This window comes from Pontixanthobacter gangjinensis, from assembly GCF_009827545.1.
GTDB classification, from domain to species: Bacteria; Pseudomonadota; Alphaproteobacteria; order Sphingomonadales; family Sphingomonadaceae; genus Pontixanthobacter; species Pontixanthobacter gangjinensis.
Map to the genome: position 1 here is coordinate 1,142,599 of NZ_WTYS01000001.1, position 24,284 is coordinate 1,166,882.

Consider the following 24,284-nt stretch of genomic DNA (forward strand, 5'->3'; position numbering starts at 1 on the left):
AGGAGCGAGTTGCGAGCGAACAAAAATCGTAAGTCGTGAGTAGAATATGAGCCAATCACATGCCACCATAGCGGCTAGGCCGCAGCGTTATCACGACATCGACGGAGCGCGATCCGTTCTGATGTTCCTGTCGGTCGCTTTGCATGCAGGCACAGTCTATGCGCCAGCGCGGCCCTGGATAACAGCGAACACCGATAGTCACGCATTCTTTGACTGGCTGATTTTTGGGTTTCACTTGTTTGTTACACCGACATTTTTCTTTGTCGGCGGGTTCTTTACGGTGTTATTGCTGTCACGCCGCAGTGTCGGCGATTTCATCACAAACCGGCTCGTCCGCACTGGTATCCCGCTCGTAAGCGTTGCCGTGTCGCTCAATATGATTGAGCATCATTTGCGTTACATCGATGCCGGGGGCGGCGCGACATTTCTGGGCTGGATCGGAAGTGCAGAATTCATAGCAATCTGGATGGATGGCACTTGGGCTTTGCATTTATGGTTTCTGGTCAGCCTAATCCCGATGTTCCTGCTCGCCGGAGCGGTTCAGTGCGCTGTTCCGCGCAATTCATCTTTGAGGCAGAAGGTTGTCCAATTTTCAGACAAATTCGGCTTGTGGTTCGGCTCCAGCGCCGCATTTGCAATTTTCCTGTTGCTTGCGGCTTCCGCCAACACAGCGAATTATCTGGCTGCTGCGCAGATGCCGGGTGCTTATGATTTGATATTCCCGGGTTTCCAAAGCTGGTACAAATTGGTCAGCGAATTTCCCTTCTTTGTCATCGGCGTGATGGCTGCGCTTTCGCCCGGCTTCTTGGCGGCTCTGGTGCGCTGGCGCGGGTGGATGCCAGCTGCTGCAGCACTCGCGTTGCTGGTTCAGCCCTATCCCGATGAAAGTCAGAGCCAGCTTGTTTCGCTAGCGATGCTTTTCGCCAACCAATTGGCAATCTGGACGATCGTTCTGTTCATTCTGCAATTCTTCCACCGGTATTTCTTTGCCGGTGGCCCCAAAACCGCCTGGCTGGCAGACTGCGCACTGACGATGTATTTACTGCACCACTGCCTTATCTATGCCTATGGCCAGTGGCTGGTAGCGGTGGATTGGCCCATCGCGCTGGAGTTTGCGATTTTGACCATTGTCACGGCCGCTACCGTCATTGTGATCCATGAATATGTGGTTCGGCGCTTCGCACTTGCCAGGCTGCTGTTTAATGGAAAGACCGATATCGGCGCGATCCGCAAGGAGCGTGCCGAGAAAGCCGAGGACAGCCGTGTTTCCGGATTGCTGCCGGCCGAATAAGGGTCAGAAGTTGCCCGAAACGCTGAACCGGAATATCGGGCCTATATCGCGCGCTCTTTCTTCAATGAAGGCGATCTGGTTGTCGGTGCGGGGCCCATCATAGACCGTTCGTTCAAAGAATTCCTTCCCGCCTAGAAGGTTCGCCGCAGTCGCGCTTACTGTCAGCCCGAAAACGTCCTTATGCTCGATGAAGACATCGGCGAAGGTTGGTCCTTCATAATTGCGCCCGACTTCGCTGAGCCTCAAATACCGATTGTTGCGCGAATGGAAGATGTTAGCGCCATAGGCCCAATCGCTGGACGGTATGTCATGGCGGAATTCAGCGCGGAAACGCTTATTGCGCTGTTGCGAGAATGCCCGGCTGATGCCGGTCAAGGGATCGCGCACATTAGTGTCAATGATCTGGAATTCGAGATCGACTTGCGCGCCAGGCACGCCGAGCGGATCAAATTTCAGGGTTGTGTTCCAATTGAAATCGGTGCGCTTTGCCTTATCAATATTGCCGCGCGCTTCGCCGCCAGTCAGCAGCGGGATAACGTCAATATAGTCCTCGACCATCCGATGCGTGACCGTGAAATTGGTTGAGCCCCAAGCGCCAAGTGTCTTGTTGATTTCCAGCTCAATATCCCAGCGCTGTTCTGGCACCAATTCATTATTGCCCCCATTTTGGTTGCCGTCATCAAGGAATACCCGCGCAAGCACGTCACCGAAGGACAATTGGCCAACCACGCGGCGGGCTTCGAGCGAGATATCCAGCCCTTTTTCAGGACGCCATGATAGCGAAGCGGAGCCCTTTGGTCGTTTAAAGCTGCGCGCATTTGCAGCGCTGCCTGATTGGGTTATTTTGGAGAATTCAGCCCCGCCAGTTGCCTGAAAGCCCAATTCCGGGGTCAATTGCTTGCTAAAGCTTAGGGCAGTTTCATATCGATCCTCGCGGACACCGCCGGTGCCTTCGGGGAAGGCAATTGGCGCGAACTCGCCGCCGTCCAGCTCGAACAGGCTTGCTACATTATCAAGCCGGTTGAAAGCCGCTTCGCCGGTTATCTGCCAATCGGCGTCAAACATCGGCCAATTGTACTCGCCCCGAACAATGCGCTCTCCTTGATCGCTTATCTGTGCAAACCGGCCCCCTTCATCGTCCGAACTGTCGCCGAAGCCTGTCGTCACAGTCTCAGTGAAGTCGCGGTTCTGGAAACTCTCCAGACCTATAAGCTTAAGTTTCCCGGAGCCGAGGGGGAATTCGATATCTGCAGAAATTTCATATTCATATTCGCGGTTACGGCGGATGTTGTCCCGATTGCGGTCAACCAACCCCGTGCCAGACAGAAACTCTTGCTCTGCTGCGTCAAATATCTCTTTCTCGTATGACAAATTCAGGTTGGCGGTAACATCCTTGCCGAAATCATATTTGAGATTGGCTGAAATTGAGGGTTCGTCAAATTTACCCTTGAAGCCGCCATCCTGAGTTTCGAGTAGCGTGCCATTGGCATCATAAATGAAGCCCGGTCCAACAGCACCAAAGCGGTTGTTCTGCAGTCTGGCTGCGATTGTGTAGTCCAAGTTTCCCGCACTTCCTGATGCGGAGATTTCACCACCAAACAATTCCTGGCGATCTGTTTCGGGGCGAAAGCTCCCACGCCAAACAAATTGGCCCGACATGCCGCCGCCCGAAGTGATGATGTTGGCCACCTGTCCGGTCAGCCCCGGAATATCGAGCGTGGTTCCGTCAACGATTTCTATCCGGACGACCTTATCAGCAGGTATCCGTGATAGCTGGTCGCGAGCACTGTCGGACTTGCTCGACAGCCGGCCGCCATTGATCAAAATGTTCTCGTCTGCCTGACCAAGACCGCGACCGCCTCCACCGCCACCCTGAATGTTGAACCCCGGGACTTCTTGCAGCATGTCGAGTGCGTTGCGGGGCGCAATGCGGGCGAAATATTCGGGTGCGTAGACTTGTCCCCGGCCTTCAGAAACACTGGTTTCGGCGGTTGCCGCGGCGCTGGCGTCTACCGCAACGGCTTTTGAAATATCCGGTAGGGATTCTTGGGCTACCAAGGGCGCGCAGAAACATAGCGCGACCCCGCTTGGCAGCAGAGCGAAAGCTCGTGCGGAAAAAATTCGCAACTCAGGGGGGAATGCGGCCATGGGGGGATTATCCTCTCTCAATTGCATCTTTCGCAATTGCTACGCGCTTAGAACAGAGCCGACTCGACAGGGGGATGGCATTGCGCGATGAACAACTTGGCGCGTTGAAAGTTCCAGATGACCCGTTTTGAAGGAGCGACGAGGCGACCGAGGAGGCCGCCAGCTACTGACTGCAATCAAGGAGTTTTCAACCGATCTGGCATCATCAAGGGTTAATGCCCTTGAACATCGCCGCGCCAGTCGCGACATAGGCGGTCAGATTTGAGATGACGTAAGGATTATTATGATCGACCTTTCACAGCACCTTGGCGATACATACGGCACGCAAGGCCAATTTACCCGCGACCCGGTGACCGGCGCGCTGGTGCCTATGGTTGTCGAGCAGACCAGCCGGGGTGAGCGTAGCTTCGATATTTTCAGCCGCCTTCTACGCGAACGGATTGTGTTCGTTACTGGCCAGGTCGAAGACGGAATGGCATCGCTTATCACCGCGCAATTGCTGTTTCTTGAAAGCGAAAACCCGTCCAAGCCGATTTCTATGTATATTAACTCGCCTGGCGGTGTTGTGACCGCTGGAATGGCGATCCATGACACTATGCAATATATCAAGCCACGTGTGTCCACCGTTTGCATGGGGCAGGCCGCATCGATGGGCAGCTTCCTGCTAGCAGCAGGGGAACCTGGCATGCGTGTTGCGCTGCCGAACAGCCGCATCATGATCCACCAGCCTTCTGGCGGTGCGCGCGGTATGGCGTCGGATATCGAAATTCAGGCCCGCGAAATATTGCGGATCAAGAAGAGCATGAACGATCTTTATGTGAAATACACCGGCAAGAAATTGTCCGAGATCGAAAAGGCGATGGACCGCGACACCTTCTTGGAGGCAGACGAAGCGATGAAATTCGGCATCGTCGACAAAGTCTTCGAAACACGCCCTGAAGGCGAAGAGCCTGCCGACGAGAAGGGTTCGGGCGGCGCTCCTGAATAAGGGTTTGCCGCCTCTTCTCACCGGCGCATTGCGGTGCATTGCCCCGGCGTGGGACGTTAACTGTAGCAATTCAGCAACCTTGCCGCTTCAGCACTCCGTAAGGGGTGCCTGCTATAAGCTGTAGGTTGATTATCAAATATCCGGCCTTAAAGTCGGACGAATCGCGCCATTTGGCCCGCTTGGGGTCAAACGGACACAAGGGATTCGGGAACACGGGATATGACTAAATTGAGCGGAACCGACTCCAAGAGTACGCTTTACTGCAGCTTCTGCGGCAAATCGCAGCATGAAGTGCGCAAGCTGATCGCTGGCCCGACCGTGTTCATCTGTGATGAATGCGTTGAGCTATGCAACGATATTATCCGTGAGGAAACCAAGGCTGGCATCGCTGGCAAGGGTGATGGCGATGTGCCGACACCGATGGATATTTTCACCACGCTGAATGATTATGTAATCGGCCAAGACCGTGCCAAGCGCGTTCTGTCTGTCGCGGTGCATAACCATTACAAGCGGCTGAAGCATGGCGGCAAATCGGGTGAGGTTGAGCTCGCCAAATCGAACATTCTGCTGGTTGGCCCGACCGGTTGCGGTAAGACGCTGCTGGCGCAGACGCTGGCCCGCACGTTCGACGTGCCGTTTACGATGGCTGATGCGACCACGCTGACAGAGGCCGGCTATGTCGGTGAGGATGTCGAGAATATCATTCTCAAATTGCTGCAATCCTCCGACTATAATGTCGACAAGGCGCAGCACGGTATCGTCTATATTGACGAGATCGACAAAATTACCCGCAAGTCTGAAAACCCCAGCATTACGCGTGATGTCTCGGGCGAGGGCGTGCAGCAAGCCTTGCTGAAGTTGATGGAAGGCACCACTGCCTCCGTTCCCCCGCAAGGCGGGCGCAAGCATCCGCAGCAAGAATTTTTGCAAGTCGACACCACCAATATCCTGTTCATTTGCGGCGGTGCGTTTGCGGGCCTCGAAAAAGTCATCGCAGACCGTTTGCAAAAACGCTCGATCGGTTTCGGCGCGAATGTTGCCGATCCTGACAAGCGCCGTATTGGGGAACTGCTTGAAAAATGTGAGCCGGAAGATCTGCTGAAATTTGGCTTGATTCCTGAATTTGTTGGCCGTCTGCCGGTTATCGCCACTTTGCGTGATCTGGATATCGAAGCGCTGGTGAAAATCCTCAGCGAACCGAAAAACGCGCTGGTCAAACAATATGCCAAGCTGTTCGAACTGGAAGATGTCGAGCTGACATTCACCGAAGACGCGCTGCAAACGGTCGCCCAAAAGGCTATCGAACGCAAAACCGGCGCGCGCGGATTGCGCTCGATTGTCGAAGGCATCCTACTCGATACGATGTTCGATCTGCCCGATATGGAAGGCGTGACCGAAATCGTCATCGACAGCGAAGTGGTTGAAGGACGCAAACAGCCAATTCGCGTAGTTGGCGGCGAAAGCGAGAAGGAAGAGGCGGCTTAATTTGTTCGGTAGAGCGCGAGAAGTTTTTCGCTCAGCTCTAACGTCGGGAGGCCTGCGACTAATCCAAACTTCCGAAGAGTTTAAGAAAGCCAAGAGGAATTTCCTTTGGGTTTCCGGGGTGCTTTGGCTATTTTCTGTGTCTAGTCCGAGCAAAGGTGACTCTTATAAAGTCACCTTACTTTCTGACTTCGAAGTCGGACAATTTACCCTTGCAACAGGATTGATAATTCTTCTTGTTTACAACTGGTTGGGCTTTTCTCGCGAAGTTCGTAGGGTTCACCACGAAGCATCTGTGGCGGCCAAGGCCCTTGAGGCAAGTGACGAACCTGAGCGGGGTACTATTGTTTTGATGCAATTTGACAACGCCGCCGGAGAGATGGTGAAGGGGGTTCAAGAATGGAGCGTCCAGTTAAAAAAAGCATCAGCCAAGATTAATGACTTGGAAGTCCGAGAAACGGAGATTGAACAAACCCTTCCAGAAATCAGCCGAGAATTGCGAGAGCTAGAAAATAAATCGATCAGAATTCAGCAGAATGTAATGGCCTTTTTTGAGTCCACAGAAGGTACGACCAATCTGCAAAAAATTGCGAAGCATTACGAGGATGATGCTAAAGGTCTTTCGGAGCAAATATTCAAAGTGTCAGCGGAAGCCTCTCATTTGGCTAGTCAAATCAAGTCGAATGATCGCGATCCTGACCTCGAATTGATCTATGAGACTGAAAATTCAGCGATAACGAAAATTGAACAACTGCATAGTCTTACAAAGAAACTTTCGGACATATCAATCAGTTTCGTGAACTTTGCTGATGATTTAGATGGCCGTGATGTGAGGAGTCATATTTTCCTAGATCGCTTTGTACCTTACGGCTTTGCAACGGTTGCGTTTGGCACTTGTGTTTGGTTTAAATATGAGATCGCCCTTGTCTCCATGCGGAATTGGTTTGTAAGTTAGACATCTGAGAAATGTCGCCCTTGTGGTTTGTCTTGCCATTTGCCCCTCCGTTAGTCCTGCGGACTGCCACCTCCCCATTGCTGTGTAACGGGGCGGATGATTGCGACCAAAACCCCGCCCAGCCCGAGGAGGCGCTGAGCGGGGTTCTGTTTGCGCTGCGGGAGGGGAATTTCGCAGCGCGGGTTGTTACTGGATCAGGCCGGCAGGAATACGCCATCGGTTACGTGGATCACGCCGTTAGAAACCTTCACATCGGCCTGCGTAACGGCGGTGGCGCGGCCTGCGGCGTCTGTGATGACCACTGTGTCGCCCGATAGACGTGCGGTCAGTTCGCCTCCTGATAGGGTAGAGAGGGTTGCGCTGCCGCCGCCTGCTTGAATCAGACCGATCAGGTCAGCGGCAGAGACATTTCCGGCCACTGCGTGATAGGTCAGGATGCCGGTCAGGGTTCCCTTGTTTTCAGGCTTTACCAGCGTTGCCACGGTGCCTTCTGGCAATTTCGCAAAGGCCGTGTCGGTGGGCGCGAAGATGGTGAATGGGCCGGGGCCGGAAAGTGTGTCAGCTAGGCCGGCTGCCTTAACCGCGGCTACCAGAGTGGTATGTACGCCGGTGCCAACAGCGGCCTGCACGATATTAGGCTGCGCCATTTCACCATGTGATTTGTGGTTATGCGCAGCAACCGGTGCGGTGCCGATCAGCGCGCCACCCGAAATTGCAACTACGCCTGCGAGGGCAAGGGCTTTGAATGATTTGAAATTTGGCATTGAATATCTCCTGTTTCATCAAGCCCCGTCCGGCTTGTGATGGAGATACGCAGCCCGCCAATTGGCGGATGCAAAAAATATCAGGTTTTTGTAAATTCGCCCGATGCGACCGTCGGGCCCGCGGCTGAATTGGGCAAATGTCCGCCCAAGGGTTCACGAGTCAAAATCAGGTCAGAGCCAGCCGCAATGCGCTGCGCCAAAGCCTCGTCAATTGGCATCCGGCGTTCCTCGCCTGGCACAACCACGCCCAAGGATATCGGAGCGCCTTCATCCGCAACCAGCCACAATTCATGATCATGTACGCCGTCAGCGGTCAGGCCGCTGGCCGAGACAAGCATTTCGGAGCTGTCGGGCAGATACGTCACCGCGAGCCGGAGCGGCGTCTCGCCAATCGGGATATTGGCCATTAGCGGCGCGGCAGGATTGGCGGGCTGTTGCTGGATCGCGGGAATGGCGAAAAAGGCCAGCGCAATCGCCGCGGCAGCAGATACGAGGCTGGCCATTTGCCACTGCCGGATGCGGCGGCGCAATGTTACGACTTCAGCTGCCGGGCGGCTGTCCTCCGCAATCTTGCGCTCGATCCGCGCCCAAACCTGTTTGCCGGGCGCTATCTCGGCAAATTCGTCATGCAGCGGTGCGAGGCGCTCCTGCCATGCAGCGACCTCCTCCGCGAAAGATGGGTCGCTCACCATCAATCCGCGTGCTTGCAGCAATTCCTCGCCTTCGAGCAGGCTAAGCGCGTGTTCGGCGGCGAGCCGTTCGCGATCTGTCAATCCTGGAGCGCTCATATGTCGAGACACCTCTTTAATTTTTCGAGTCCGCGCCGGACCCAGCTCTTCATCGTTCCCAACGGAACATCCTTGGCCTCAGCCAATTCTGCATAGGTTGTGCCTTCAAAGAAAGCAGTGCGGATAGCATCCTGAGTGCGGTCTTCCAATTCGCCAAGGCAATGGTGAATCTTCGCATCGCGCTGTGTGGTTTCCAGCATGGCATCGGCGAGTGGTGCCGAATCCGAAATTTCTGCCGCTTCTTCGATTGGCGCCGCTTCGCGTTGGACCCTGCCACCGCCGCCGCCCGAGCGCAGCCTGTCAATCGCCCGGTTGCGCGCGAAGGTCGCCAGCCAGCTGATCGGGCTTGCCCGCGCCGGATCGTACCGACCGGCGCTGCGCCACAAACTGATATAGACGTCTTGCAAGGCATCCTCGGCTTCATCTCTGCTGCCTAAGATACGCAGGCAAATGCCAAATAGTTTCGCTGAGGTGGCCGAGTAAATGAATTCGAGCGCTGACCTGTCGCCATCCGCCAACCGCGCGATTGCGGCTTTCAGCTCTTCACGGGCCCGTTCCGGATCGCTCACGGGGCGCAACCCTGGCCATGCTGTGCACAATCGCGGGTCTGCTCAATCTGGATGGTCGCGTGGTTGATCCGGTGATGATGCGCGAGTTCTTCCGAAATATCATGCAGGAACGTATCGCCTGGATGCCCGCTAGGGATAACCAGGTGGGCGGTTAGTGCAGTTTCGGTGGTGCTCATTGGCCAGATATGCAGATCATGGACCGCCTCGACCCCGGGCAAATCTGACAGAAATTCGCGTACGTCCAATTCGGAAATGCCTTCAGGCACGCCCAGCAGCCCCAACTTCACGCTGTCTTTCAGCAAGCCCCACGTGCCCCATGCGATTACCGCGACAATCACAAGCGACGTCAGTGGATCAATCCAATTCGCTCCGGTAAATATGATCGCGAGGCCAGCCACAACCACGCCCACAGAAACCAGCGCATCGGCGGCCATGTGCAAATAGGCACCGCGAATATTCAGATCGTCTTTCTGACCGCGCATGAACAGCAAAGCCGTCCCGCCATTGATCAATATCCCGATACCCGCGACGATCACGACGGTCATGCCCTCTACCTGTGCGGGGTCAGACATGCGGTGCAATGTTTCGAACAGGATTGCGCCGATTGCGACCAGCAGCAGCCCCGCATTGACTAATGCGGCGAGGATGGTTGAGCTTTTGTAGCCATAGGTGAAGCGCCCGGTCGGAGCGCGTTTCGCTGCGATACTCGCGCCCCATGCCAGCAGCAAGGCGAGGACATCGGATAGATTGTGCCCCGCATCTGCAATCAGTGCCATTGAGCCTGAGAGGAAGCCGTAGGTTGCCTCGACAATTACGAATGCAGTGTTGAGAACGACCCCGATGGCGAATGCGCGCCCGAAATCAGCAGGGGCGTGGCTGTGGCCTCCTCCGTGAGCATGTTTGTGCCCATGCGAGTGCCCATGATCCTGAGAATGTGCGTGCCCGTTACCCATCGGCATTAGTCGTAAACACAAGCTTCCAATCCGTCACGCCTTACTACACCCATGCGCGCGGCAATCATGTTGCCATATCGGCGGGTGAAGCCGGTAGGATTGGTGACGGAGCGTTTTTGAGGCAAGGGCAGGGCGGCAGCCATGCGCGACGCTTCTGATTTACTCAGCCGCGATGCAGAGTGGCCGAAATATCGCTGTGAGCCAGCTTCGGCTCCGTATGTGCCGATGCCGGTTTCTGCGACATTGAGGTAAACCTCCATAATCCGCCGTTTGCCCCATATTTTTTCTATCAGGAAAGTGAACCACGCCTCGAACCCTTTGCGAACATATCCGCCGCCTTGCCACAGGAACACGTTCTTGGCGGTTTGTTGGCTGATTGTGGAGCCGCCGCGGATCCGGCCGCCGCGCGCGTTACGTTCAATCGCTTTCTCGATCGCTTCCACATCGAACCCGTCATGGGTGCAGAATTTGCCGTCCTCCGCAGCGACAACTGCGCTGACCAGATTGCGGTCGATATTCGAGAGCGATTCCCAGTCTTTGGTAATCCCGTCACCATTCATAACCATGGTCGCAGTAACAGGCGGCGGCACAAATTTGAAAATGAGCACGAATGCCAGACTGAGGCCCACGAACCACAGAACGATTTTCGCAAGGATTTTGAGTAAACGAACCATCTCAGCGGGTATTAGCGCGGGAATGCGGTACCACAAACAAAAACCCCGCCGACATTGCTGTTGGCGGGGTCATTTGTTCGGTCGCGGGTAAGATTTTATGCCGCAGTCGGCATCAGCCTTTCACCAGCAATTGCCTTCATCGCTTTTTGCAGCTTTTCAAATGCGCGCACTTCGATCTGGCGGATGCGTTCGCGGCTAACGGAATAGACCTGCGACAGCTCTTCGAGAGTTTGCGGGTTTTCGGTCAGCCGGCGTTCGGTCAAGATGTGCTTTTCACGTTCGTTGAGCGCGTCCATTGCCTCGCCCAGCATTTCGTGCCGGACTTCGGCTTCTTCAGCCTCGGCCACGGTTTCATCCTGCAGCGGGCGGTCATCGACCAACCAATCCTGCCACTGGCCGCCGCCATCTTCATCGCCGCGCATCTGGACGTTGAGCGAACCATCACCGCCCATCATCATCCGGCGGTTCATGTTGATGACTTCTTGCTCGGCAACGCCAAGCGTAGTCGCAATTTTGGTTACGTCATCAGGATGCAGGTCGCTGTCTTCATACGCTTCCAGCTCTTTCTTCATCCGGCGAAGGTTGAAGAACAACTTTTTCTGGGCAGCGGTGGTGCCCATTTTCACGAGGCTCCAACTGCGCAGGATGAATTCCTGCATGCTCGCCTTGATCCACCACATTGCATAGGTGGCAAGGCGGAAGCCGCGTTCCGGTTCGAATTTCTTGACGCCTTGCATCAGGCCAACGTTGCCTTCCGAAATCAGATCGGAAACGGGCAAGCCATAACCGCGATAACCCATCGCAATCTTCGCGACGAGGCGAAGGTGGCTGGTTACCAGTTGCGCTGCTGCTTCGGGGTCTTCGTGTTCCGCATAGGCTTTGGCGAGCATGTATTCTTGCTCTGCGGTCAAAACGGGGAACTTCTTGATTTCCGACAGATAGCGATTGAGGCTTTGCTCGCCGCCCAGCGCCGGTACTTTTGCTGTTACGTTACTCACTTTTTCCCTAACCTTTCTTGAGCCAACCTCTTTTTCACAAACCCCTAATGGGCATCCGTAATTTCGGGCCGCTTGGTTACATATAGACGCAGTTTCCGTTTTTTGCAGCACTTACTGTGTGCATTTCATCGATCTCAACGAGCGGTTTGGTCGATTAGTTCCCGCATATCGTCGGGCAACTCAGCGTGAAACTCCACTTTTTCGCCAGTGACCGGATGGTCAAATCCAAGCGAAGCTGCGTGGAGCGCCTGTCTGACAAACCTCAATCGCTGAAGAATCGGTCTGAGTGGTGCGGTCGTGCGTCCGTATAATGGATCCCCTAATAGCGCATGACCGATTGATGCAAAATGAACGCGCACCTGATGGGTTCTACCAGTTTCCAGCCTGCACTCTATTACACTGGAATTGCTCAATACTCTTTTGGTCGTATAGTGCGTGATTGCGTGTTTCCCGCGTGAGGAATCCTCCTCCAAGACCGCCATTTTCTTGCGGTTGCCCGATGATCTTCCGATCACCCCTTCGATGGTCCCGCTGGTCGGGGCGGGGTGGCCGTTGCAGACTGCGATATATCGCCGGGAAATTGTATGGTCGGCGAATTGCTTCGCCAGCCCCTCATGTGCGGCAGTAGATTTTGCTACCACCAACAAACCAGAAGTATCCTTATCAATCCGGTGGACGATGCCGGGACGCGCAACTCCGCCGATTCCTGACAATTGCCCCCTGCAGTGATGGAGCAGCGCGTTGACCAAAGTGTTTTCATGATTTCCCGCTGCGGGATGGACGACCATGCCCGCAGGCTTGTTGACGACAATCAGATGCTCATCCTCGAACGCGATATCGAGGGGGATGTCCTGCGGTTGCGCTTCCGCTACTGTCGCAGGCGGCACATTGATGGTGAAATGCGCGCCGGGCTGCATTTTGGCCGACGGGTTCGTTGTGACAGTTTTGCCAACCGTCACCGCCCCTTCTGCCATCAGCGCCTTTATGCGTTCCCGCGAAAGGCCTGATGCCTCTGCCAGAGATTTGTCGATACGGCCCGCCGTGGCGAGGGTTCCGGTAATAAGGTTCGGGTCTGTTTCAGGTTCGATCACAGGCCTCCTTAGCCAGATGGCTTATGGTTGTCGAAGGGCGTGCGTTCTTTTAGTTGCGTTGCGAACGGAAGGGCCCCCGATGATTGCGCAGCGTTTCATATTAAATTCGCAAGGTGATTTGCCAGTTCCGCAATCCGTGCATGGCGCGATGTGTGATTTGGCGGGCAAGTCTGCCCCGCAGGAATGTTGCGGCATTCTGGTGGGTGAAGGCGGGGTAATTACCCGGCTAATCGAATCAGAGAACGTCCATCCAACGCCCGAAACCCACTTCGAAATTGATCCCGAGACCCTGATAGATGCGTATCGCTCCGAACGCAGAGGCGGGCCAGAGGTTCTGGGGTTTTTCCATTCGCATCCATCTGGTGATCCGGCTCCGTCGGAAACTGACCAGGCCATGGCCGCGGGTGACGGCCGCATCTGGGCGATTGTCGGCGTTTCGGGGGTCATGTTCTGGGAGGATAAGGACAGTGGATTCGCGGCTCTTTCCTACACGGTCCTGGACAATTAATCTGGCTGCATGGTTCGCTCCAGCCCCTCTCTTTTTCGCTCATTTTTCACGCACCCGTTAACCACAGGTGGCAGCGGGGTCATTTTCGTTTAAGACAGTGCTCCATATGTTACTCTCATACAGGAAATGCCCCTCCAAAATGAACCAATCCTCTTCCGCCGATCTCGCCGCGTTGCTGTGCTCGCGGCTTTGCCATGATCTGCTCAGCCCGGTTGGTGCAATGAGCAACGGGCTGGAATTGCTGGCTGACGAAACCGATCCGGCAATGCGGCAGCAATGTCTTGAATTGCTTGAGCAAAGCGCCAAGGCAAGCACTGACAAGCTGAAATTCTTCCGCCTCGCTTTTGGCGCGGCTGGCGGATTTGGCGAAATGGTCGAGGTTTCCGAGCCAAAGGCAGCGATCGAGGCTTTGGTTGCAGGCAATAAGCGCGTCGAGATGAGCTGGGCGATGGATGCGGTGAAGCTGCCCAAATCCGCGGTCAAAGTACTGCTCAACCTTGCTCATATCGCTTTGGATGCGCTGGTGCGCGGCGGTACGCTGGATATTGGCGCAGAATTGCGCGGAGGGAATACAGAAATTGTCGTGCGCGCCTCGGGGCCAAAAATCGCATTTGATGAAACCATTGGTCAGGCCCTCGAAGGGAGCCTGCCGGTTGGCGACCTGTCTAGCCGCACCGCACCAGCACATATGATTTCGCTGCTGGCTGACAAATCGGGCGGTGGCTTGCAATATCAACTGACCGATGATGCGCTCGTGCTGGGCGCAGTTCTGCCCCAGCCGGAGGGGTTGATCGGCTAGGCAATGAAAGACGAACTGGTCCATCACACACGGCTTTCGCCGAATTGCAATGATCGCAAATTGCCGATCACGATGGCCGTTCTTCATTATACAGAGATGAAGCCGGTAGAAACCGCGCTGGAACGCCTGTGCGATCCGGTTGCCGGTGTTAGTGCGCATTATCTGATTAGCGAAGAAGGCGAGGTTACCTTGCTGGTGCCCGAGGAGATGCGCGCTTGGCATGCGGGGGCTTCATTCTGGCGCGGGATCAAGGACGTCAATTCGGCAAGCATCGGGATTGAGCTGGATCACCCCGGTCATGCGCTTGGTTACAGGCCATTTGCCGATGCGCAGATCGAGTCGTTGATCCCGTTGCTCCACCGGATCGCGAAGCAGTATGACATCCCCCGCGCCAATGTGGTCGCGCATTCGGATGTGGCTCCGGCGCGCAAGACTGATCCGGGTGAGCTTTTCCCTTGGGATAGACTGTCAGATTGTGGGCTGGCGCTGGCCGTTCCGAAAATTGCATTGGGCGATGTCTATGACAATGACGGCGCGTTCTATCTCGCGCTCGAGCGCTACGGGTATGACATCACCGATGGCCGTGCCGCCGTTACCGCATTCCAGCGCCGTTGGCGGCCGCGCAAGATCAATGGCGAGATTGACGGAGAGATCCGCGCGATACTGTTCCAGCTTTTGCTCGACAGGGACCGGGGAACCGCTAGATAGCCACTTGCCAGGGGGCCGGGCAGCTGCGTTGCTAGCAATAGTACCGAGGAAAGTCCGGGCTCCACGAAACAAGGGTGGCGGGTAACGCCCGCCGCAGGAAACTGTAGGGATAGTGCCACAGAGAGCAGACCGCTTCGTTTCGGCGAAGTAAGGGTGAAAGGGTGCGGTAAGAGCGCACCGCGCGGCTGGTAACAGCGGCGGCATGGTAAACCCCACCCGGAGCAAGGCCAAATAGGGGCGGCGCGCCAAAGGCTTTGGCCTGAAGCAGATGCGTTTCGTATCGACCGCCCGGGTTGGCTGCTTGAGCTGCGGAGCAATCCGTAGCCTAGAGGAATGGCTGCCCTCGCAGATCGGGTCCCTTCGGGGAAACCACCTGCGAGACAGAACCCGGCTTACAGGCCCCCTGGCACTTCTGGTTAATTCCCGATTGTGAGAAAACCCCTTGCAGCAATAGCAGCGAGCGGTTCAAATACCCCAAAATATAAAAACGAGGGGATCGACCATGAAGTCCGCCACATTACTATTTGCCTTGCCGTTCGCCACCATGATGATCGGCAATGCCCCGCCAGAACCGGGCACCGCTACGGAACAGACTGCGGATCGGAACAAGTCGGTTGCGGGCGAGCTGCCGCTGGATGACCAGCAAGACTTTATCGACGCACGGCGCGGACTATTGGCTCAGCTCGATGGCGACATACTCAACGAGGACGGTTCGCTTGCGTGGAAAGTTGACGAGTTTGACTTCCTTGCCGGTGATGCTCCCGCGACCGCAAACCCGTCGCTGTGGCGGCAAAGCCAATTGGCCGCGATCCACGGCTTGTTTGAGGTTGCTCCGGGTCTTTATCAGGTGCGTGGTTATGATTTGTCGGTGATGACGTTGATTGCAGGAGACACCGGATGGATAGTCATTGATCCGCTGCTGTCGGCTGCACCAGCAAGGGCATCGCTTGATCTGGCAAACAGGACTTTGGGCGAGCGGCCGGTTGTTGCGGTGTTGTTCACTCACAGCCACGGCGACCATTTCGGCGGAGTGTCTGGCGTTACTTCTGCTGAGGAATTGCGCTCGGGTGAAGTCGAGATTTACGCGCCATTTGGTTTCATGAAGGAAACGGTCGGCGAAAGCGTCTTGGCTGGCAACGCCATGAGCCGGCGCGCGCAATATCAGTTCGCTGCAAGGGTTCCGTCTGGCGCGGCTGGCGGCATCGGCGTGGGGCTCGGGCCAAAATTATCGACTGGCGCAATCGGCCTGCTGCCGCCCACGCGGGAATTGTCGCAAGAAGCGCAATCAATCGATATTGACGGCATTACCTTTGATTTCATTGATGCAGGACAAACAGAGGCGCCAGCTGAATTCGTGTTTTACCTACCCAAATTCCGCGCCTTTCACGGAGCTGAAGTGGTGACACGCACGCAACATAATGTTCTGACGCCGCGTGGTGCGATTGTCCGCGACACGCTGGAATGGAGCCGGAAAATCGACGAATTTTTGACCGAGTTCGGCGATAAGAGCAACATTATGCTTGCTTCGCACCATTGGCCGACATGGGGCAAGGATGCGGTGCGCCAAAAATTGCGCAACCAGCGTGACAATTATCGGTTCATTCACGACCAAACCCTGCGGATGGCAAACCAAGGTTTGACCATGGATGAGATTGCCGAGGAGATTGGCGAGCCAGATTTTGCTGCCAGCGATTTCGGAGTGCGAGGATATTACGGGACCTACGAGCACAATGCGAAAGCCGTCTATCAGCGATATTTCGGTTGGTGGAACGCGGTTCCAGCTGATTATGACGCTTTGCCCAAAGTGGAAGAAGCCACAAAGTGGGTTGGTGCACTTGGCGGTGGTGAGGCCACTTTGGCACAGGGCCGAGATGCCTTTGACAAAGGTGAATATCGCTGGGCCGCGCGACTGCTTCAAACCTTGGTTTTCGCAGAACCTGCCAATGATCCGGCGAAGCAATGGCTCGCGGCGACCTATGAGCAGTTGGGCTTCCAATCCGAGGGCGGCACATGGCGTAATATCTACCTCGCTGCTGCGGAGGACTTGCGCAATCCGCCCGCAGAGGGAGGCGTTAATTCGGTTTCGGCCCAAGTCCTTGCCGCAATCCCGACAATCGATTTGTTTGACGCGCTGGCGGCTCGGTACAATCCGGCCAAAATGCAAGGCGCAGAAGCGATGATTGTATTCGAATTTGCCGATACGGGAGAGGCTGTAACCGTTGATATGCGGCGCAGCGTGATGTTCCCGCGGAACGGGCCAAGCGCCAATCCTGCGGTGAAGTTGACGATCAACCGGTCTGATATGAACCGCTTGCTGGCGCAAGAGGTAACTTTGCCTGGTCTGATCGGGGCCGGAACCGCTCAGGCTGACGGAAATATTGGTGCGCTCGGCGTGATGTTCGGGGCTTTAGACACGCTCACACCATCGTTCGAAATCGTCGAGCCATAATAGGGGTTTCCGACTGATTTACGTCTGGAACTTTACATTTTACCCCAATTTACTCCGGAGCTCGCCAAATTGTTGTACGCTGCTTTGGCACAGTTTTGACGCCAGATTTGAACTTGGGAAAATTCTGGAAAAGTGCGGTGCGGTAATTTTTAAGGGGAGGGATTGATGACCCGTAAATTAGCAGCCGAAGCATTCGGCACATTCTGGTTGGTGTTTGGTGGGTGCGGCTCGGCCGTTCTTGCCGCCGGTTTTCCGGAACTTGGAATTGGTTTTGTCGGCGTTTCGATGGCATTCGGCCTGACGGTGCTGACCATGGCTTATGCTGTTGGGGGAATCTCGGGCGGCCATTTCAACCCAGCGGTTTCGCTTGGCCTAGCGGTTGCCAATCGGTTCGATTGGAAAGAATTGCTGCCCTATTGGCTTGCGCAGCTGATCGGCGCCGCGATAGCCGGGTGGGCACTTTACGCGATTGCATCTGGCCAAACCGGCTGGACTCCCGGCGGTTTCGCCTCGAACGGTTATGGCGATCTTTCGCCGGGCAAATATTCGATAATCTCGGCCTTGTTGATTGAAATTATTCTGACGGCGGGCTTCCTGATTGTGATCCTTGGATCGACTTCGAAGGCGGTTCCAGGCGGTTTTGCGCCAATTTCCATTGGGCTTTGCCTGACGTTGATTCACTTGATCTCTATTCCGGTAACCAACACGTCGGTTAATCCTGCACGCTCTAGCGGCGTGGCTTTCTTCGCAGAGACTGGCGCTGTGGGACAGCTGTGGTTGTTCTGGGTTGCGCCTTTGGTGGGCGCAGCAATTGGTGCTGCAATCTGGCGCTTTCTGCTGACACCCGGTGAATCGCTAGAAGACATTGGCGGCGAATAAATCGTCGCAACGCGAATGACGTCCGTTTCTTGATCGGACTGTGATCCCCGCTATTCGCATTATGTCGGATAGCGGGGTTTATTTTCTGACCAACAGGTTTCTCGCGGAGGCAATTGGGAACTCTAATCCTTGCGCACCATTGCTGCTGTATGAGCAATATAATGACAACCGATCGAACCCTTGCCCAACGCTTAGCCATCATATTGGCTGTCGTTTTCCAGATTGGGTCGACTTTTCTGCCCAGCATGGGTTTTGGTGAGCAGATTGGGACCCGTTCTGATGCGATCAGAACTTTGGTCGTGCCATCAGGTTGGGCATTTTCGATTTGGGGCTTGTTGTTCTTGGGGTGCGCCATATTTGCCATTTGGCAAGCGTTGCCTGCCCAGCGCCGCAATGTGTTGGTTGACCGGATTGGTTGGTATGCGGCCGGTGCGACTGCAGGAAATGGTTTGTGGGCGACTTATACGCAGTTCAACAATCTGACCATCGTTTCGGCGCTCATTATCCTTTCTTCACTAGCTTGCTTGCTGGTCATTTTGCGCGAGTTGGTGGCCTATGCGGAGCCACTCGCTACAGGGGAGCGTTGGATTGCGGCGCTGACATTCAGCTCGCTTGCAGCTTGGCTCACCGCTGCGAGCATCGTAAATATTTCTGCCTCGCTCAAATATCACGGCGTTGGTGGCGCCGAGGAATATCCTTTGATCGCGGCTGCCATACTAATGGTTGGCGGCCTTATTGCATCGCTCGCGGTGGGGCGAAGCAAGGGCAATCCTTGGTACGCAATTACCTTTCTGTGGGCGCTGTTAGCGATCTATTTCAAAGGCGGACAGCTGCATTCAGAAATCGCAGTAGCGACAGGGTTCTCGGCCGTTCTGATTGTTTCGGCAGCGGCAGCTCAATTAAGGTTTGCAAGCAATCGGCAACGCTGGCTTGGCTGGTAATTTGGCGGCCTAAGAGAACGGTCAGGCCCTGCCGATGCTCGAATATTCAAAGCCTGCTGCGCGAACATCCTCGGGGTCGTAAATATTACGCAAATCGACCAGAATCGGGGCGTTGGCCAAGTCTTTGACGCGGGAGAAATCCAAAGCACGGAAGACGTCCCATTCGGTCACAATCGCGATTGCGTCCGCTCCTTCGATTGCTTGATAAGGGTCGTCAGTCATGGTCACTTCAGGCATCAGCGGAGCGGCTATATCCATACCCTCGGGATCATAAGCAGCAACTACCACGCCTGCGTCATGCAGAGTTTGCGCGATCGCGATCGCGGGGCTGTCCCGCATGTCATCGGTATTTGGTTTGAAGGTCAGGCCAAGTAGCGCAACTTTCTTGCCTCGTACTGCATCTGGTCCTCCGCCATAATGTTTGGCCAGCGCGTCCACGACCTTGCGGCCCATGGCGCGTTTGCGGGTTTCGTTGGTTTTGACCACAGCTTCTACGATGCGAACAGGGCTTTCATAATCTTCAGCCGTTTTGAGCAATGCAAGCGTATCTTTCGGAAAGCATGATCCGCCATAGCCAGGCCCTGCGTGAAGAAATTTTGGTCCAATACGGTTGTCGCTGCCGATGCCGCGGCTGACATCTTGCACGTTTGCACCGACTTTTTCGCACAAATCGGCCATCTCATTAATGAAAGTAATCTTTGTCGCCAAGAAGGCGTTGGCGGCGTATTTAATCAGCTCGGCGCTGCGGCGACTGGTGAACAAAATTGGCGATTCATTAAGGAATAGCGGACGGTAAACTTCGCGCATTACCTCACGGCCAAATTCACTTTCCGACCCGATTACGATCCGGTCAGGCCGCTTGAAGTCGCCGATGGCTGCGCCTTCGCGCAAGAATTCCGGGTTGGAGACGACTGCAAACTTATGTGCTGTTCCGCTGGCTTCCAAAATGCGCTCGACCTCGTCACCTGTGCCAACCGGAACGGTTGATTTGGTAACTATAACCGCGTCGTTGGATAGGCTCGCGCCAACTTCTTCGGCCACAGCATAAACAAAGGTCAGATCCGCATGGCCGTCACCGCGGCGGCTGGGGGTGCCCACAGCGATAAAGATTGCCTGAGCACCTTCAATGCCCTTGGCCAGATCGGTCGTAAAAGAAAGGCGGCCAGCTTTGACATTGGTACCGACCAATTCTGCGAGGCCAGGCTCGTAGATCGGCATGATGCCCTGATGAAGTGCGTCAATCTTTGACTGGTCTTTATCAATGCAGACAACATCATGACCGAAATCGGCAAAGCATGCGCCAGATACCAACCCGACATATCCCGAGCCAACCATTGCGATTTTCATGATGCTTCGTCCCTCTTTACGATCTTGATACCGCCTTTTTTCTTGGTGACGGCCTGAATATACCGGCGTGTATCGCCTTCCAGCACCAATGCGGTCAACACTCCGTGGCGATAAGCACCTGTGTCGATGCCAATCCGGTTCTTTTTCTCTTCGATGTCTTCGGTGATCGTGTGACCATGAACCACGATATGCGAATGGTGTTCTTTGTGGTTCAGGAATGGCTCGCGAATCCACCGCAATTCGCGGGCCTTTTGCTCTTCCATCGCCTTCTTCGGATTTATCCCAGCATGGACGAACATATAATCACCCATTTCGACCATATCTTCGAAGCCCTTGAGGAACTTCCGGTCATTTTTGGGCACAAGGTCTTTCATCATGGCCTGAAGTTCTTTGGTAGAGGCCTTGTTAAAATCCTGATTGCTTACGCCGTAACTCAAAATGGTTTCGCGCCCGCCATGTTTGAGGAAATGTCGCAGGATGTCGGTATCTTTGAATGAATCGAGGAACATCTCCTCGTGATTGCCGAGCAGGAAACGGATGGTTCGATATTCTTGCCATAACCTAGCTAGCTTGATCACACCGGCACTTTGCGGGCCGCGATCAATCAGGTCACCCAAGAAAATAACTGTCGTGTCAGCCTTGGCCGCCGCTTTATCGTCTTCCTCAATAGCCCGAACCAATGCGTCGAGCAGATCCAAGCAGCCGTGCACGTCCCCGATTACGTAAGCGCGCTCGCCATCCGGCACGCTCGCACTTTTTCGCGCTGGTTTGCTGCTGAAGATTTTGCGGAACGGTTCGAACATCGGGCTTGAGTATTTCCTATAAGATTACAGGCGACATAGTGGCCGCAACCATGGTCTGCAATCGCTGACATAGTGCTGAACCGTGGTGCAGCTGATGCAAAAACCCCACACTTTCGACGAAGTTGGGGGCATCGCAGTAATTCCCCTTGTGCAATGCAGCATTGAAAGGCAACATTGTTTCATATTTGCACGAGACCACACATCAAAACGAGGTGGCCGGCGAATATGCAGGCGGGACGAAGCAACCCACAAACCAAGGAAGTTTGTTATGCTCACGTCCAAGCGCGGCCTTACCGCCGCAACATTATTTGTTACCACTGCGCTTATTGCCACTCCGGCGATGGCATCTGATACTACAACATCAACAGAAACTGAATTTGCGACTGCGCCAGTTCTTGAGGAACTGGCCGCTACCACTCTTGCGCCTGTCGCAGGTCCTGCAATTGCCCAAACTACTCCAACCCAAGCAGAAATGTCCGATTTGGAGACTGCGAAGCTTGATGCTGAAACGCTGGCAATTGCTCGCGCGACGCCTGGCATCGATCTCGGCAGGGAAAGCATGGCTGGTGATGAAGAACCGTCCAGCGATCTCGAAATTTCGGGCAACGTTGCGATGGTGTCCGATTACCGATTCCGCGGCGTATCATTCTCTGATGGTGATATCGCGCTGCAAGGCGGCGTTGATGTTGCCCACTCAAGCGGTTTCTATGTCGGCACATGGGGCTCATCCATCTCGGGCGGCACTGCCTTTGGTGAACTTGAGCTTGATATTTACGGCGGTTGGAGCGGTGAAGTATCTGATGGCGTTTCGTTTGACGTTGGCTTGCTTTATTACATCTATCCAACGGGTGATGTTCCGGGCATTGCGACTGATTATTTCGAGCCTTACGCGTCGATCTCATACGATTTGGGTCCAGTCAGCACGACTGTTGGCGTAGCATATGCATGGGAGCAAGATTCTCTCGGTAGTCAGGACAATCTGTATCTTTATACTGATTTCGAGATGGGTATTGCCGAGACACCGCTGACTGCTTCGGTGCATCTCGGTTATACTGACGGTGCTTTTGCAACCGATTTTGGCGGCAATTCATTCGATTGGGGTGTGGGACTATCCTATGCCGTAACGGACAGCCTAAGCCTTGGCGTAAACTACGTTGATACCGAAGGCCCGTCGATCGAAGATTTCACCGACACTGGATTCTTCTTCACACTCGGTTACAGTATGTAATCCACTTTGTGCGCCTTTTGGGGCTGCCGAGCAGAGGGCCTGTGTTTCTGGGGGGAAGCACGGGCCCTTTATGCGTCCGGAGCAGGTCGGTATGTGCCGGTTGGCCGTATCGGTGATGGATGGTATTGAGGTGACTGAAAATTTCCGCCACAGCGAAGTCCCTGATTGGCCGTAAGACGCTTGGAGTAATCACACCGATGACCAAATTTCTGCACAGTATGATCCGCGTGTCCGACCCCGATGCTACGGTCAAGTTCTTCGGCCTAATCGGGCTGCAGGAAGTCCGTAGGTTCGAGGTTGAAGCCGGCCGGTTCACTCTGATATTTCTTGCAGCGCCGGGGCAAAAGGACATTGCTGAAATTGAACTGACCTACAATTGGCCTCCCGAAGACGGCTCCGCGCCGGAAGTTTATGGCGGCGGACGCAATTTCGGCCATCTCGCTTATAGGGTCGATAATATTTACGAGACTTGTCAGCGCTTGATGGATGCGGGCGTGGTAATCAACCGCCCGCCGCGCGACGGGCATATGGCTTTTGTCAAATCACCTGACGGTATTTCCGTTGAGCTGCTTCAGGACGGAAATCTGCCGCAACAAGAACCATGGGCGAGTATGGAGAATACCGGCACTTGGTGACGCTGAAGGGCTTCGTCTGTTAGGCAGGATCGGGCTCTGCGCTGCGATCATCAGGGTGCTCGGTAGTTAATCGCAACACGATGTAACCGAGTACCGCCGATATGATTGAGCCAGCAAGAATGCCGATCTTCGCTTCGTCACGAAGCAATGTCGCAGTTGCGCCCGGGCCTTGGAAGGCTAGTTCGCCAATGAACAGCGACATTGTAAAGCCGATACCGCAGAGCACCGAGATGCCCCAGATTTCAGCCCAGCTGGCGCCTTTAGGAGGTTTGGCAAAGCCGGTCTTGGCAGCGGCGACAATGCAGGTGAAAATACCCACTTGTTTTCCGATAACCAGTCCCGCAGCAACAGCTAGTGGTAGTGGATCGATCATCTTGCTCATTCCGATACCGCTCAAATTCACGCCTGCATTGGCGAAGCCGAATATCGGCACAATCGCATAGGCGCTCCACGGTGCAAGGCTGTGTTCAATCTTTTCCAGCAGGCTGTTACCATCTTTGCGGTGCATGGGGATGGTTAGCGCGGCGACCACACCCGCTATCGTCGCGTGAACGCCTGAATTGAGCACGCAATACCACAGCACAATCGCGACAAGAATATAGGGCAATATCCGGCTAACATGCAGCCTGTTCATCGCCATCATAATGCCGACCACCACTATTGAAGCGATTAGCCATTGCATTTCTTGCGGGCCGATCTCCGAATAGAAGATCGCAATTACCATCACCGCACCGATATCGTCGACGATTGCCACGGTAAGCAAAAATAGTCGCAAGGAAGCTGGAACACGGCTGCCAAGCAAACCAAGGACGCCCATGGCAAAGGCAATATCGGTGGCGGCAGGGATGGCCCAGCCTCGGGTCAACGCCGGGTCTCCGCCGATGACAAGCATATAGACTGCTGCCGGAACCAGCATTCCTGCCACTGCGGCTAGGATTGGTAGGCGCCTCTGCGCGGGTGTTGCCAATTGGCCGCAGATTACCTCGCGTTTAACCTCAAGCCCGACGACGAAAAAGAATATCGCCATCAACCCATCGTTGATCAAATAGTGAAAATTGCTCAACTTAGCATGGGGATACCAAGAGAATTTATCATAAAACAGCGCGTGATATTCGCTCGCTAATGGCGAATTTGCGGCGAGCATAGCCGCCGCTGCCACTAGAATCAGGAGGACGCCTGCAGAGGCGTCGCTGACAAATAATGCGCGCACTGGTGCAAAGACTGAACGGATAGGTAATCTGTTTTCGGCCATGGTGAGTGTCCCTTTTCGCAATTCTTTCTCCGTT

Annotated in this window: 23 protein-coding genes and 1 other RNA gene; 13 read left to right on the forward strand and 11 right to left on the reverse strand. The window is 54.8% G+C overall.

The window, feature by feature from the left end; all coding sequences use genetic code 11:
- Positions 1-46 precede the first annotated feature (46 nt).
- Positions 47-1,291: an acyltransferase family protein gene (locus GRI36_RS05410; RefSeq protein ID WP_160597528.1), complete on the forward strand. Its 1,245-nt coding sequence runs from the start codon at positions 47-49 to the stop codon at positions 1,289-1,291.
- A gap of 3 nt (positions 1,292-1,294) precedes the next feature.
- Here GRI36_RS05410 and GRI36_RS05415 read toward each other — a convergent pair whose 3' ends face one another.
- A complete protein-coding gene (locus tag GRI36_RS05415; protein WP_160597529.1) occupies positions 1,295-3,439 on the reverse strand; it encodes a TonB-dependent receptor plug domain-containing protein in 2,145 nt (714 codons plus the stop codon).
- A 283-nt stretch (positions 3,440-3,722) separates the two neighbouring features.
- Between GRI36_RS05415 and GRI36_RS05420 the strand changes: the two genes are divergently transcribed.
- The 3 genes from GRI36_RS05420 (at position 3,723) to GRI36_RS05430 (ending at position 6,864) form a co-directional block, all read left to right on the forward strand.
- Positions 3,723-4,427 carry an ATP-dependent Clp protease proteolytic subunit gene (locus tag GRI36_RS05420; RefSeq protein WP_160597530.1) on the forward strand — a complete coding sequence of 235 codons (705 nt, stop codon included), beginning with the start codon at positions 3,723-3,725 and terminating at the stop codon, positions 4,425-4,427.
- Between the two features lie 219 nt (positions 4,428-4,646).
- Entirely contained in the window at positions 4,647-5,912 is a 1,266-nt protein-coding gene (clpX, locus tag GRI36_RS05425; protein ID WP_160597531.1) for an ATP-dependent Clp protease ATP-binding subunit ClpX, read from the forward strand.
- 136 nt (positions 5,913-6,048) lie between these two features.
- The gene (locus GRI36_RS05430) at positions 6,049-6,864 is read left to right on the forward strand and encodes a hypothetical protein (RefSeq protein ID WP_160597532.1); all 816 of its coding nucleotides are present in this window, start codon (positions 6,049-6,051) and stop codon (positions 6,862-6,864) included.
- A gap of 194 nt (positions 6,865-7,058) precedes the next feature.
- Here GRI36_RS05430 and GRI36_RS05435 read toward each other — a convergent pair whose 3' ends face one another.
- The 7 genes from GRI36_RS05435 to GRI36_RS05465 form a co-directional block, all read right to left on the reverse strand.
- Positions 7,059-7,628 (reverse strand): fasciclin domain-containing protein, encoded by a 570-nt coding sequence (locus tag GRI36_RS05435; RefSeq protein ID WP_160597533.1) that lies wholly within the window; start codon positions 7,626-7,628, stop codon positions 7,059-7,061.
- A gap of 80 nt (positions 7,629-7,708) precedes the next feature.
- Positions 7,709-8,416 (reverse strand): anti-sigma factor, encoded by a 708-nt coding sequence (locus tag GRI36_RS05440; RefSeq protein WP_160597534.1) that lies wholly within the window; start codon positions 8,414-8,416, stop codon positions 7,709-7,711.
- A complete protein-coding gene (locus GRI36_RS05445) occupies positions 8,413-8,985 on the reverse strand; it encodes a sigma-70 family RNA polymerase sigma factor (RefSeq protein WP_407985663.1) in 573 nt (190 codons plus the stop codon). The genes GRI36_RS05440 and GRI36_RS05445 overlap by 4 nt, the downstream gene beginning before the upstream one ends.
- Positions 8,982-9,938, reverse strand: a complete 957-nt coding sequence (locus GRI36_RS05450; protein WP_160597536.1) for a cation diffusion facilitator family transporter — start codon at positions 9,936-9,938, stop codon at positions 8,982-8,984. Before GRI36_RS05450 ends, GRI36_RS05445 begins: the two co-directional genes overlap by 4 nt.
- Before the next feature lie 5 nt (positions 9,939-9,943).
- The gene (gene mtgA / locus GRI36_RS05455; RefSeq protein WP_160597537.1) at positions 9,944-10,612 is read right to left on the reverse strand and encodes a monofunctional biosynthetic peptidoglycan transglycosylase; all 669 of its coding nucleotides are present in this window, start codon (positions 10,610-10,612) and stop codon (positions 9,944-9,946) included.
- A gap of 95 nt (positions 10,613-10,707) precedes the next feature.
- Positions 10,708-11,610: an RNA polymerase sigma factor RpoH gene (rpoH, locus tag GRI36_RS05460; RefSeq protein ID WP_328598357.1), complete on the reverse strand. Its 903-nt coding sequence runs from the start codon at positions 11,608-11,610 to the stop codon at positions 10,708-10,710.
- Positions 11,611-11,744: 134 nt separating this feature from the next.
- Entirely contained in the window at positions 11,745-12,701 is a 957-nt protein-coding gene (locus tag GRI36_RS05465) for an RluA family pseudouridine synthase (protein ID WP_160597538.1), read from the reverse strand.
- A 79-nt stretch (positions 12,702-12,780) separates the two neighbouring features.
- Here GRI36_RS05465 and GRI36_RS05470 point away from each other — a divergent pair, with 79 nt between their 5' ends.
- The 7 genes from GRI36_RS05470 (at position 12,781) to GRI36_RS05500 (ending at position 18,985) form a co-directional block, all read left to right on the forward strand.
- Positions 12,781-13,209, forward strand: coding sequence for a Mov34/MPN/PAD-1 family protein (locus GRI36_RS05470; RefSeq protein WP_160597539.1), 429 nt, complete (start codon positions 12,781-12,783; stop codon positions 13,207-13,209).
- A gap of 139 nt (positions 13,210-13,348) precedes the next feature.
- Positions 13,349-14,008, forward strand: a complete 660-nt coding sequence (locus tag GRI36_RS05475) for a histidine phosphotransferase family protein (protein ID WP_160597540.1) — start codon at positions 13,349-13,351, stop codon at positions 14,006-14,008.
- Between the two features lie 3 nt (positions 14,009-14,011).
- Positions 14,012-14,716, forward strand: a complete 705-nt coding sequence (locus GRI36_RS05480) for an N-acetylmuramoyl-L-alanine amidase (protein ID WP_160597541.1) — start codon at positions 14,012-14,014, stop codon at positions 14,714-14,716.
- 7 nt (positions 14,717-14,723) lie between these two features.
- Positions 14,724-15,127, forward strand: an RNA gene (rnpB, locus tag GRI36_RS05485) — RNase P RNA component class A.
- Between the two features lie 91 nt (positions 15,128-15,218).
- On the forward strand, positions 15,219-17,165 hold the full coding sequence (locus GRI36_RS05490; protein ID WP_160597542.1) for an alkyl/aryl-sulfatase: 1,947 nt from the start codon (positions 15,219-15,221) through the stop codon (positions 17,163-17,165).
- A gap of 165 nt (positions 17,166-17,330) precedes the next feature.
- The gene (gene aqpZ, locus GRI36_RS05495) at positions 17,331-18,044 is read left to right on the forward strand and encodes an aquaporin Z (RefSeq protein ID WP_160597543.1); all 714 of its coding nucleotides are present in this window, start codon (positions 17,331-17,333) and stop codon (positions 18,042-18,044) included.
- A gap of 161 nt (positions 18,045-18,205) precedes the next feature.
- The gene (locus GRI36_RS05500) at positions 18,206-18,985 is read left to right on the forward strand and encodes a hypothetical protein (protein WP_160597544.1); all 780 of its coding nucleotides are present in this window, start codon (positions 18,206-18,208) and stop codon (positions 18,983-18,985) included.
- 21 nt (positions 18,986-19,006) lie between these two features.
- On the opposite strand, the gene GRI36_RS05505 is transcribed toward GRI36_RS05500, so the two are convergent.
- Both GRI36_RS05505 and GRI36_RS05510 read right to left on the reverse strand, forming a co-directional pair.
- The gene (locus tag GRI36_RS05505; RefSeq protein WP_160597545.1) at positions 19,007-20,332 is read right to left on the reverse strand and encodes a UDP-glucose dehydrogenase family protein; all 1,326 of its coding nucleotides are present in this window, start codon (positions 20,330-20,332) and stop codon (positions 19,007-19,009) included.
- Positions 20,329-21,135: a metallophosphoesterase family protein gene (locus GRI36_RS05510; RefSeq protein WP_160597546.1), complete on the reverse strand. Its 807-nt coding sequence runs from the start codon at positions 21,133-21,135 to the stop codon at positions 20,329-20,331. The genes GRI36_RS05505 and GRI36_RS05510 overlap by 4 nt, the downstream gene beginning before the upstream one ends.
- 268 nt (positions 21,136-21,403) lie before the next feature.
- Here GRI36_RS05510 and GRI36_RS05515 point away from each other — a divergent pair, with 268 nt between their 5' ends.
- Both GRI36_RS05515 and GRI36_RS05520 read left to right on the forward strand, forming a co-directional pair.
- Entirely contained in the window at positions 21,404-22,363 is a 960-nt protein-coding gene (locus GRI36_RS05515) for a TorF family putative porin (RefSeq protein ID WP_235902171.1), read from the forward strand.
- A 197-nt stretch (positions 22,364-22,560) separates the two neighbouring features.
- Positions 22,561-22,998: a VOC family protein gene (locus GRI36_RS05520; RefSeq protein WP_160597547.1), complete on the forward strand. Its 438-nt coding sequence runs from the start codon at positions 22,561-22,563 to the stop codon at positions 22,996-22,998.
- 19 nt (positions 22,999-23,017) lie between these two features.
- Here GRI36_RS05520 and nhaA read toward each other — a convergent pair whose 3' ends face one another.
- Complete coding sequence (nhaA, locus tag GRI36_RS05525; RefSeq protein WP_160597548.1) at positions 23,018-24,250, reverse strand: Na+/H+ antiporter NhaA; 1,233 nt, start codon at positions 24,248-24,250, stop codon at positions 23,018-23,020.
- Positions 24,251-24,284: the final 34 nt, after the last annotated feature.